At 70.5% G+C, this 9,454-nt stretch carries 12 protein-coding genes and 1 pseudogene; 11 read left to right on the top strand and 2 right to left on the bottom strand.

The features are described 5' to 3' along the window. Nucleotides 1-737, top strand: a pseudogene (locus V7053_RS14275) (glycosyl transferase); the annotation flags it as partial. Then, entirely contained in the window at nt 737-2,782 is a 2,046-nt protein-coding gene (locus tag V7053_RS14270) for a glycosyltransferase family 39 protein (protein ID WP_334172941.1), read from the top strand. The pseudogene V7053_RS14275 and the gene V7053_RS14270, both read left to right, overlap by 1 nt. A gap of 6 nt (nt 2,783-2,788) precedes the next feature. Here the strand turns inward: V7053_RS14270 and V7053_RS14265 are convergent, their stop codons facing one another. Next, a complete protein-coding gene (locus tag V7053_RS14265; RefSeq protein ID WP_334172939.1) occupies nt 2,789-3,166 on the bottom strand; it encodes a glyoxalase superfamily protein in 378 nt (125 codons plus the stop codon). A 198-nt stretch (nt 3,167-3,364) separates the two neighbouring features. On the opposite strand from V7053_RS14265, the gene V7053_RS14260 reads away from it, so the two are divergent. From V7053_RS14260 to V7053_RS14250, 3 genes are all read left to right on the top strand, one after another. Beyond that, a complete protein-coding gene (locus V7053_RS14260) occupies nt 3,365-4,021 on the top strand; it encodes a protein tyrosine phosphatase (protein WP_334172938.1) in 657 nt (218 codons plus the stop codon). Nucleotides 4,022-4,194: 173 nt separating this feature from the next. After that, nucleotides 4,195-4,749: an RNA polymerase sigma factor gene (locus V7053_RS14255; RefSeq protein ID WP_334172937.1), complete on the top strand. Its 555-nt coding sequence runs from the start codon at nt 4,195-4,197 to the stop codon at nt 4,747-4,749. Then, nucleotides 4,746-5,501 carry a hypothetical protein gene (locus V7053_RS14250; protein ID WP_334172936.1) on the top strand — a complete coding sequence of 252 codons (756 nt, stop codon included), beginning with the start codon at nt 4,746-4,748 and terminating at the stop codon, nt 5,499-5,501. Before V7053_RS14255 ends, V7053_RS14250 begins: the two co-directional genes overlap by 4 nt. A 58-nt stretch (nt 5,502-5,559) precedes the next feature. Here V7053_RS14250 and upp read toward each other — a convergent pair whose 3' ends face one another. Beyond that, complete coding sequence (gene upp / locus V7053_RS14245) at nt 5,560-6,195, bottom strand: uracil phosphoribosyltransferase (protein ID WP_334172935.1); 636 nt, start codon at nt 6,193-6,195, stop codon at nt 5,560-5,562. Nucleotides 6,196-6,283: 88 nt separating this feature from the next. Between upp and V7053_RS14240 the strand changes: the two genes are divergently transcribed. From V7053_RS14240 to V7053_RS14215, 6 genes are all read left to right on the top strand, one after another. Further along, on the top strand, nt 6,284-6,448 hold the full coding sequence (locus V7053_RS14240) for a hypothetical protein (protein ID WP_334172934.1): 165 nt from the start codon (nt 6,284-6,286) through the stop codon (nt 6,446-6,448). Between the two features lie 103 nt (nt 6,449-6,551). After that, nucleotides 6,552-7,064 (top strand): tRNA adenosine(34) deaminase TadA, encoded by a 513-nt coding sequence (gene tadA / locus V7053_RS14235; RefSeq protein ID WP_334172933.1) that lies wholly within the window; start codon nt 6,552-6,554, stop codon nt 7,062-7,064. A 60-nt stretch (nt 7,065-7,124) separates the two neighbouring features. Continuing rightward, nucleotides 7,125-7,625 (top strand): methylated-DNA--[protein]-cysteine S-methyltransferase, encoded by a 501-nt coding sequence (locus V7053_RS14230; protein WP_334172932.1) that lies wholly within the window; start codon nt 7,125-7,127, stop codon nt 7,623-7,625. A 62-nt stretch (nt 7,626-7,687) separates the two neighbouring features. Then, nucleotides 7,688-8,185 (top strand): RNA polymerase sigma factor, encoded by a 498-nt coding sequence (locus tag V7053_RS14225; RefSeq protein ID WP_443022623.1) that lies wholly within the window; start codon nt 7,688-7,690, stop codon nt 8,183-8,185. Continuing rightward, a complete protein-coding gene (locus tag V7053_RS14220) occupies nt 8,182-8,796 on the top strand; it encodes a methylated-DNA--[protein]-cysteine S-methyltransferase (protein WP_334172930.1) in 615 nt (204 codons plus the stop codon). The genes V7053_RS14225 and V7053_RS14220 overlap by 4 nt, the downstream gene beginning before the upstream one ends. Then, nucleotides 8,793-9,454, top strand: a 662-nt coding sequence (locus V7053_RS14215) for an alpha-ketoglutarate-dependent dioxygenase AlkB family protein (protein WP_334172929.1), incomplete at its 3' end; no start/stop codon positions are given. The genes V7053_RS14220 and V7053_RS14215, both read left to right, overlap by 4 nt.

Raw genomic sequence — 9,454 nt, 5'->3', positions numbered from 1 at the left:
TCCTCGCCACGAGCATCTGGACCGCGGTGCTCCTCGGCCGCGACTCCTCCTGGCTCCCGTGGCTCAAGTTCGTGATCGTCATCCTCGGTGTGCTGGTGGCCATCGCCCTCCTGGTCCGTCTGGACCGTCTCCGCTTCGGTGCCGTCGCCGTCGCGATCGCCGCGCTGCTCGCGGGGGGCCTCGGCTCTGCGGCGTTCACCGTAGCGACGGCCTCCGTGGGCCACACGGGCTCCATCCCCACCTCCGGCCCGTCAGGGCAAAGCGGCTTCGGGGGCTTCGGCAACCGGGCGGGCTTCGGCGGCTTCCGCGACCGGACGGGCACGACGACGGGGGGCACCACGGGAACGGGTGCGACGCCGAGAGGCGGCTTTGGCGGAGGCCCCGGCGGCGACGTGAGCGCCTCAAGCGACCTCGTGGCGCTGCTCAAGCAGACCACCACCAAGTGGTCGGCAGCGACGAACGGCTCCAACTCGGCCGCGAGCCTCGAGCTCGCCTCCAACACGAACGTCATCGCGATGGGCGGCTTCACGGGCAGCGACCCGTACCCGAGCCTCGACCAGTTCAAGACCATGGTCGCCAACGGCGAGATCAGCTATTACATCGCCGGCGGCGGGATCGGCGGCGGTGGCTTCGGCGGCCGCGGCGGGAGCGACACGTCGGCGATCACCCAGTGGGTCGAGTCGAACTTCCAGGCGACCACGGTCGGCAGCACGACGGTGTACAAACTGGTTAAGTGATGACCACCCTGCGTCCAGCCCTCGCCTCCCGCCGCTCCACAGCGGCGGGAGGTGTCGCCCGTCTCGGAGGCGCCGCCCGAAACCGCCTCGAGCTTGCGGTACTCCTCGTGGCCATGGGGTTCCTGTACCTGTGGAACCTTGGGGCGAGCGGTTGGGCCAACGCGTTCTACAGTGCGGCGGCGCAGGCCGGGAGCCAGAACTGGGAGGCCTTCTTCTTCGGCTCGTCGGACGCCGCGAACTCCATCACCGTCGACAAGCCACCCGCGTCCCTGTGGATCATGGACCTTTCGGTCCGGATCTTCGGCCTCAGCTCATGGTCCGTCCTCGTGCCGGAGGCCGTCATGGCGGTCGGGACCGCGTGGCTCCTCTACGTCGCCGTGCGCCGCGCCGCGCGTCCGGCGACCGGAAGCGAGCGCGCGGCCCACGGCGCGGGGCTCATCGCCGTCGTCGTCCTCGCCCTGACCCCCGTCGCGGCGCTCATGTTCCGCTTCAACAACCCGGACGCGCTGCTCGTGCTGCTCATGACGGCGGCGGGCTACGGCGTCGTCCGCTCGGTCCAGGACGGCAGGGCACGATGGCTCGTCCTCGCCGGAGCGCTGCTCGGCCTCGGCTTCCTCACGAAGCAGCTGCAGGTGCTGCTCGTGGTCCCGGGCTTCGCGCTTGCCTACCTCTGGGCGGCCCCGCAGGGGCTCGGAAGGCGGTTCCTCCATTTGCTCGGCGGTCTCGCCGCGATGGTGGTCGCGGCCGGATGGTGGATCGTGGCCGTGATGCTCACGCCGGCGAGCGAGCGCCCCTTCATCGGCGGCTCGCAGACCAACTCGATCCTCGAGCTCACGTTCGGCTACAACGGCTTCGGCCGGCTGAGCGGCGACGAGGTCGGCTCTGTGGGCGGTGCAAACGGCTGGGGCCAGCCCGGGCTGCTCCGGCTCTTCTCCTCGACCTTCGGCGGCCAGATCGCGTGGCTCCTGCCGGCCGCGCTCGTCCTGGGCGCCGCTCTCCTGTGGGCCGGTCGGCAGGCGCCGCGCACGGACTCCGTGAGGGCGTCGGTCGTGGCGTGGGGCGGCTGGCTGCTGGTCACCGGGCTCACGTTCAGCCTCATGCACGGCATCATCCACGAGTACTACACCGTCGCGCTCGCTCCGGCCATCGCGGCGCTCGTGGGACTCGGTGCCGGTGTTCTGTGGCACCGCCGACGCCAGCCGTTCGAAGCCTCGGCCCTCGCGACGGCCGTCCTCACGGCTGGCGGCCTGGGCGTCGTCCTGATGCTGCGCGCCACGGGTTTCGTCTCGTGGCTCCCGTGGGTCATCGGCGTCGCGACGCTCGCGGCCGCTATCGGCATCGTGGCGGGCGGTTTCAGCACGCGCGGCGTCGCGGGTGGCCAGCTCCCCCGCGCGCTCGGAACCGCGACGGCGGGCGTCGCCCTCGTCGCTGCGCTCTCGGGACCGCTCGCGTTCACGGCCCAAACCGTCGCGACGCCGCACGCCGGCGCCATCGTGACCGCGGGCCCCGCTTCGGGCGGTCGCCCCGGCTTCGGCGGCTTCCGCGCTGGCCAGAGCGGCCTCAACAGCTTCCTCGGCCTCGGCCAGGGCAGAGGAACCGCCTCCGGCCAAGGCATGACGCCGGGCAGCGGCTTCGGCGGCCAGCCCGGCGGCGCGTTCGGCGCGGGCGGTCGAGGCGGCTTCGGCGGGGCCGGCGGCCTGCTCAACGCGACGACCCCGACGCCGGCACTCGTGGCCGCCCTCCAAACCGACGCGTCGAAGTACACGTGGGCCGCCGCGGTCGTGGGCTCCAACAACGCAGCGGGATACCAGCTCGCCACGCAGCTGCCCGTCATGGCAGTCGGCGGGTTCAACGGCACGGACCCCGCTCCCACGCTCGCCCAGTTCCAGGAGCTCGTGAAGCAGGGGAAGATCCACTACTTCATCGCCTCGAGCCTCGCGCAGGGCGGCACCGGCTCCGATGATGCGCAGCAGATCGAGGCGTGGGTCGCCGGAACCTTCCGCTCCGAGACGATCGGCGCGGCGACCGTCTACGAACTCGGGTGAATCCTCCTAGCCATTCGGGCGGGACGGGATGTACTGCACGGCCCATCTGTTGCCGTCCGGATCCTGGAAGTACACGAAGTGGCCCCAGTCGAGCACCTGGATCTCGCTGCAGTCCACACCGTTGCCCTTGAGCTGGTCGTAGGCCTTCTGGATGTCGCCCACCACCATCTGCAGGTTCGGCGCGGTGCCGGGGGCCGCTTCGCTCAGCCCCTCCCCGATCGCGATCGAACACGCCGAGCCCGGCGGTGTGAGCTGGACGAACCGCAGATTCTCGTTCACGCGCTCGTCGTAGTCGGCGTTGAAGCCCACCTTGTTGACGTAGAAATCCTTGGCCCGGTCGACGTCGGACACGGGCACGAACACCAGCTCAAGCTTCCAGTCCATGCCTTCAACGCTAGGGGCGCACGACGACGGGCGGTAGCCGCCGCGGCCACCGAAGCGGACTGGGTCGGTCCGCTTCCGCAGGACGGGCCCAGAACTTTTTTTCGGGAACGCGTGACCTTTCCGGCCTCCCCCTCGGTTGGACGGGAGTAGGGCCGCGCAGACGGTCCTCCCAGTTGGTCCCGACCCTGAGGAGTATCCATGTCCTTCTTCACTCTTGTCGCCTCGAGCAAGGTCGCCACGAGCGCCGTCGCCCTCGGTGCCCTCGCCCTCGGTGGCGCGGGGACCGCAGCGTACACGAACGCTCTTCCTGCCCCGGTCCAGCAGACCGCCCACGAGCTCATCGGCGCCCCGGCCCCGAGCCTCCCCGCCGTCGCGCTTCCCGCCACGCCCGCAGTCCCCGCGGCACCGACGACGCCGGCCCTGCCCACGGGCGCCGCATCGCAGGCCGCGTCCGCTGCCAAGTCGGCCGCTGCCTCCGCTGCGAACCTGCCGTCGTCGGTCTCGCCGAACGCGGGTGCGAACGCCCAGGTCGTCCTCGGACTCTGCACCGCATACGCGCAGGGCGGCCTGAACGCGACCTCTACGGCCTTCCACACCCTCGTGGCTGACGCGAACGGCCAGTCGAACGTCTCGGCGTTCTGCAGCACCGTGATCGCCGGCCAGTCGGCTCAGGCTTCGGCAGACGCTCGGGCCAACGCGAACGCCGGGGCGAACGCTGCGCTCCCGACCGCTCCGGCCGTCCCGTCGCTGCCGTCGGCTCCTGCCGTCCCGTCGCTGCCGTCGCAGGCCGCTGTCCCGTCGGTCCCCGCAGCCCCGGCCGCGCCCTCGGTGCCGTCGTCGCCGGTCCAGCCGTAAGGCCGCGGCACGCCAACTGAGGTAGTCTGGCAAGTCGTTCCGCGGGGGCCGGCCGCCGGCCGGCCCCCGCGGCCTTGCCCGAGACCGGCGCGTGCCGCCGTGCCCTGTGCGCCCCAGCACCAGGGGCCCAGCAAGCACCGCATGCCCGGCCCCGCACAACCAAGGGAGACCGGTTGGAGCCCCACGAGGACCCGAGCCGCGAGATCCCCCCGACGGATCCCGGCGACCACGCTGAACTCTTCACCGCAGCCTTCCGCACCCTCTCGCCGTCTGTGCGCGGCTATCTGAGGGCACGCGGAGTCGACGACTGCGAGGCGGTGACCCAAGACGTCTTCCTTTCGCTGTATTCGCGCATCGGGGGGCTCCGGGGCGGACTCGAAGGAGCCAAGGCCCTCGTCTTCACGATCGCGCACTCCCGCGCCGTCGACCATCACCGCCGCCGTCAGCGGACCCCCGCCCTCGTTCCCCACGATCCCGAACTGGATTCGCGCACTACCCCCGCCACGGCCGAGGACCTCGCCCTCGCAGGGACGGGGGCGCTGAACCTCCTGAAGTCCCTGACCGACGACCACCGGGAGGTGCTCCTCCTCCGAGTCGTCGCCGATCTGTCGATCGAGCAGACCGCCGACATCATGGGTCGCACCACCGGTGCCATCAAGCAGCTCCAGCGGCGGGCCCTCGAAGCCCTGAGAAGCCACGCAGTCACCAGAGAACTGAGCCCGTCATGAACCCCCTCAACGATCGTGAGATCGACGACCAGATCGACCAGACGGTCATCGATCAGGTCCTGACTGACATGGACCCAGAGAGCACCGACTCGCTTCGGCCCCTGCTCGCCGAACTGCGCACGCTGGCCCACGGCGAGCCGGTCGAGCCTGGGCCGCTGCTCGAGGCGCTCCTGCTGTCCGACGAGACGCTGCCCCACGAGACGGCGGCGACCGCCGTCCCCGGCGGCGCCGCCCCGGCTCTCCAAGTGATCGAGGGGGACGGGCCGCGCCGCCCCGCCAGGGCGCGCCGCCGTCGTCGTCCGCTCGCTGCCGCGCTTGTCCTGACGGCCGCGATCGGAGCGGGGACCGCTGCCGCAGCGGCAGCCGACGAGGGCTTCCGCTCGACGCTCAACGACGGGTTCAACTCGGTCATCGGCGTCCTCAGCGGCCACCCCACGGGCGTCCCTTCGTCCCCGGCCGCGCCAGCGCCTGCCCCTGCGCCAACCGCGCCTTCTGCAGCCACGCCGGACCCGTCGTCGGCCGCTGGGAGCGCGGGGGCGGGGGTGCCTGCGCCGTCGTCGGCTGCCACGAGCGCACCCCGGACGACGACGGACGCGGGCTCCGTGTCCGCCTCACCCCAGGCGAGCCACCCGGGCCTCCCGGCACAGCTGCCGAGCCCGAATCTGGGCGTGCCCCTCCCCAAGCTCCCGACGCTGCCCGGCACCCTGCCGCAGCCCACGGCGCCTGCTGGCGTCCCGGGGGGCCTGCACTAGTTCGTGGATCTAGCGCGGCCCTGAGCTCCGGGCCCGACGGTCCGCCCGGGGGCGGGGCCTACTTTGCGAGTCCGTAAAGGCGGTCGCCGGCATCCCCGAGGCCTGGCACGATGTAGGCCTTCTCGTTGAGCCGTTCGTCGATCGAGGCGAGGACGACCCTCACGTTCGCGTCCCCCAGCCCCTTCTCGAGCCGGGCAAGGCCCTCGGGTGCGGCGAGGAGGCAGATGCACGTGACGTCGCTCGCGCCTCGCCGGAACAGGAACTTGATGGCCTCGCTCAGCGTGCCGCCGGTGGCGAGCATGGGATCCAGAACGAAGATCTGCCTTCCCGTGAGGTCCTCGGGAAGCCTCTCGGCGTAGGTCACGATATCGAGGGTTTCCTCGTCGCGGGCCATCCCGAGGAAGCCGACTTCCGCGGTCGGGACCAGCTTGACCATGCCCTCGAGCATCCCTAGCCCGGCCCGCAGGATGGGAACGACCAGCGGGGTGGGCTTCGTGAACGCCGTGCCGGCAGTCGTCGTGATGGGCGTCTCGATCATGACTGTCTCGGTCCGCACCTCGCGGGTCGCCTCGTAGGCGAGGAGCGTCACGAGCTCCTCGGTGAGCTGCCGGAACACGGGGCTGGGCGTGTTCTTGTCCCGCAGGACCGTCAGCTTGTGGGCGACGAGCGGGTGGTCGACGACGAGGGTTCGCATGGCTGCCAAACTATCATCCGGGCCCCTCGGCGCCGCCTCCCATGGGGAGTTACACTGGTGCCCTTCCTCGGTGAGGAGGTGACGCGTCATGAAGACGCTAATGGTCTCCTTGCTCGCATACTCCACCGCAGGGACGGGGGCCCTGTTCGGGATGTGGTTGGCCGCTCGATGGCCGAATCCACGGTGGAGTCAGCTGGTTGTGTCCTGGGGGGTGATCATGGCCGTCGTCGCCGTCTGGGCGACGGTCCTGTGAGCCCGCGATCCTGAAGCGAGTCGAGTTGCGGCGTCGGGCTGTCCCGGCGCCGCAGCTGTGCGCGAAGCCCGGCGAGGCGAGGCGCGAACCTATCATGGACAGCATGGCCGCCCCCGAGTCCGCGCTCGACGCGTCCCCGTACGGGACGCCCCCGCACGAAGCGTGGATGCGGCTCGCAATCGAGGAGGCCAAGGCGGCCCTCGCGACGGGAGACGTGCCGATCGGCGCGGTCGTCGTAGACCCCCTCGGAGAGGTCATCGGCGCCGGACGCAATGAGCGCGAGGCGCTCGGCGACCCGACGGCACACGCCGAGATTCTCGCGATCCGGGCCGCGGCCGCGGCGCTGCAGGCCGGCGAACGCGGGGACGGCTGGCGCCTCGAGGACTGCACGCTCGTCGTCACGCTCGAGCCGTGCGCGATGTGCGCGGGGGCTGTCGTGCTCGCGCGGATTCGGCGGGTCGTCTTCGGCGCGTGGGACGAGAAGGCCGGGGCCGCTGGAAGCGTCTTCGACATCCTCCGGGAACGTCGGCTCAACCACCGGTCCGAGGTCTACGGAGGAGTCCTCGGCGAGGAGTGCGCGGAACTCCTGCGTGAATTCTTCGCCAGCCATCGGTGACTGCCCTGACCGCCCCTCCCCGACGGGCCTCGGCACGGCACCCCGTGGTGGAATGGTGGAATGCGTCATACCGAAGCGGACACGATTCTCGGTCCGCTCACGCTCGTGGCCGACGGCGATGCCCTTGCGGCCGTCTATTTCCCGGGGCACTGGACGCTCCCCCGCCGGGAATCCTTCGGCGAGCGCGTCACGCGGGACAGCCTCATGGACGACGCCGCCCGGCAGCTCAGGGAATACCTCGCCGGCGAGCGCCGTGGCTTCGAGCTGACGACGGCGCCCCGCGGCAATGGGTTCCAGCTCGGTGTGTGGGAGCTGCTCGCCGGGATTCCCTATGGCTCGACGACGACGTATGGCCTGCTCGCGGAGCGGCTGGGCGGCCGCAGCCTCGCCCAGACCGTGGGCCAAGCCGTGGGCCACAACCCCCTGAGCATCATCATTCCCTGCCATCGTGTCGTGGGGAGCGACGGGGGCCTCACGGGCTACGCGGGAGGGCTGGAGCGCAAACGCTTCCTTCTCGAGCTCGAGGAGCCTCCCGAGGTGAAGGCCGCACGCCTCTTCTGAGCACAGCTCACCACTCAGCACCTCACATTTGCTGCCCCCGCCGCGTCTACCCAGTGATGGACATGAAACAGCCCTTCGAAAAGCTCGTGGAACTGCATGGCGCCACAGTGCTGCGCGTGTGCCGGGCCGTCGTGGGGCCTGCAGACGCCGAGGACGTGTGGCAGGAGACCTTCCTCTCCGCACTGCGTGCCTACCCTGATCTGCCCTCGGACGCGAATACGGAGGCGTGGCTCGTGACCATCGCCCATCGCAAGAGCCTCGATGCGGTCAGATCCGGTGGCAGACGGGCCGTGCCCGTCAGCGAGGTACCCGAGACTCCTTCACCGCACGGCATTCCCGGCTCGGGAGACGCCAGCGATGGGCTTTGGAGCACTGTGGCCAGATTGCCCGACAAACAACGAAGGGTCATCGCGTACCGCTATCTCGCAGACCTGGCCTTCAATGACATCGCCGCCATCGTGGGGGGCACCCCCGCCGCCGCCCGGCGCGCCGCTTCGGACGGCATCAAGTCGCTCCGCACACGCTTTGCGGCCTCGCAGCTAGAAGGAGAAAGCGCATGAACGGCCCCGTGGACATCGCACTCGCCCCCGAACTCATCACGATCGAACCCGGTGTCCTCGAACGCCTCCACGCCGGCCTCGCCGAACGCGCCTCGAATGAGCGCATCCTCGACGTCGCCTATCGCGTCGTGGAGACGCCGGTTGGGAAGCTCCTCCTCGCCGCAACGGAACGAGGACTGGTTCGCGTCGCGTACGAACGCGAGGGCCTCGAGTCGGTACTCAATTCCCTCGCCCAGCGCTTGAGCCCTCGGATCCTCGAAGCCCCGGCGCGGCTCGGCGAGGCCGCGCGCCAAGTCGAGGAGTACTTCTCCGGCCGGCGGAAGGCCTTCGATCTCCCCGTGGATCTGGCTCTTTCCGCGGGCTTCCGGCGCACCGTTCTGCAGCATCTCTCGGCCATCGGATTCGGGCGGACCGAGAGCTATGCCGAGGTGGCCCGCGCGGTCGGCAACCCCAAAGCGGTCCGAGCTGTCGGGACTGCCTGCGCGACCAATCCCCTACCCGTCGTGCTCCCCTGCCACCGGGTGCTGCGCTCGGACGGTAGCCTCGGCGGCTACATCGGTGGGCTCGAGGCCAAAACGGCTCTTCTCCGGCTCGAAGCGGCTGCGGCGTGAGCGCCCTCTTCGGAGATGACCTGCTCGAACGGCCGCGGCGCGAGCTGGCGCCGGGTGCAGTCCATGTCCCCGGGTGGCTCACCCTCGAGCAGCAGTCGTGGATCGCCGAGCGTTTCCGTGAGTGGTCGGCCGGCCCCGTGCCCCTCCGCGCCGCGAAGGTCAGAGGCCACGAGATGTCCGTCAAGAGTGTCTGCCTCGGCTGGCATTGGCAGCCGTACAAGTACACGCGAGCCGCCACGGACGTGAACGGGCGGCGCGTGCTGCCTTTCCCCGATTGGATGGTTCGGCTTGGCAGACTCGCCGTGGCCGAGGCGTACGGCCAGGCCCGGGGTGGAAAGCAGACGTACTCCCCTGATACGGCAATCGTGAACTACTACGACGCGGACGCACGCATGGGCATGCACCAGGACCGGGACGAGGTTTCGCCTGAACCCGTCGTTTCCCTCTCAGTCGGGGACTCGTGCCAGTTCCGCTTCGGGAACCCCGAAGGACGCGGGCGGCCCTACGAGGACATTGTCCTTGCGTCGGGCGACCTGTTCGTCTTCGGCGGCCCGTCCCGCCTTGCGTTCCACGGCATCACCAAGGTCTTCCCCGGAACGGCTCCTGCCGGGTGCGGGGTCGAGACGGGGCGGATCAACATCACCCTGCGCGTCACCGG

The sequence above is a fragment of the Sinomonas sp. genome, from assembly GCF_036848755.1.
GTDB lineage: Bacteria > Actinomycetota > Actinomycetes > Actinomycetales > Micrococcaceae > Sinomonas.
This window is presented reverse-complemented; position numbering and strand designations above follow the sequence as displayed.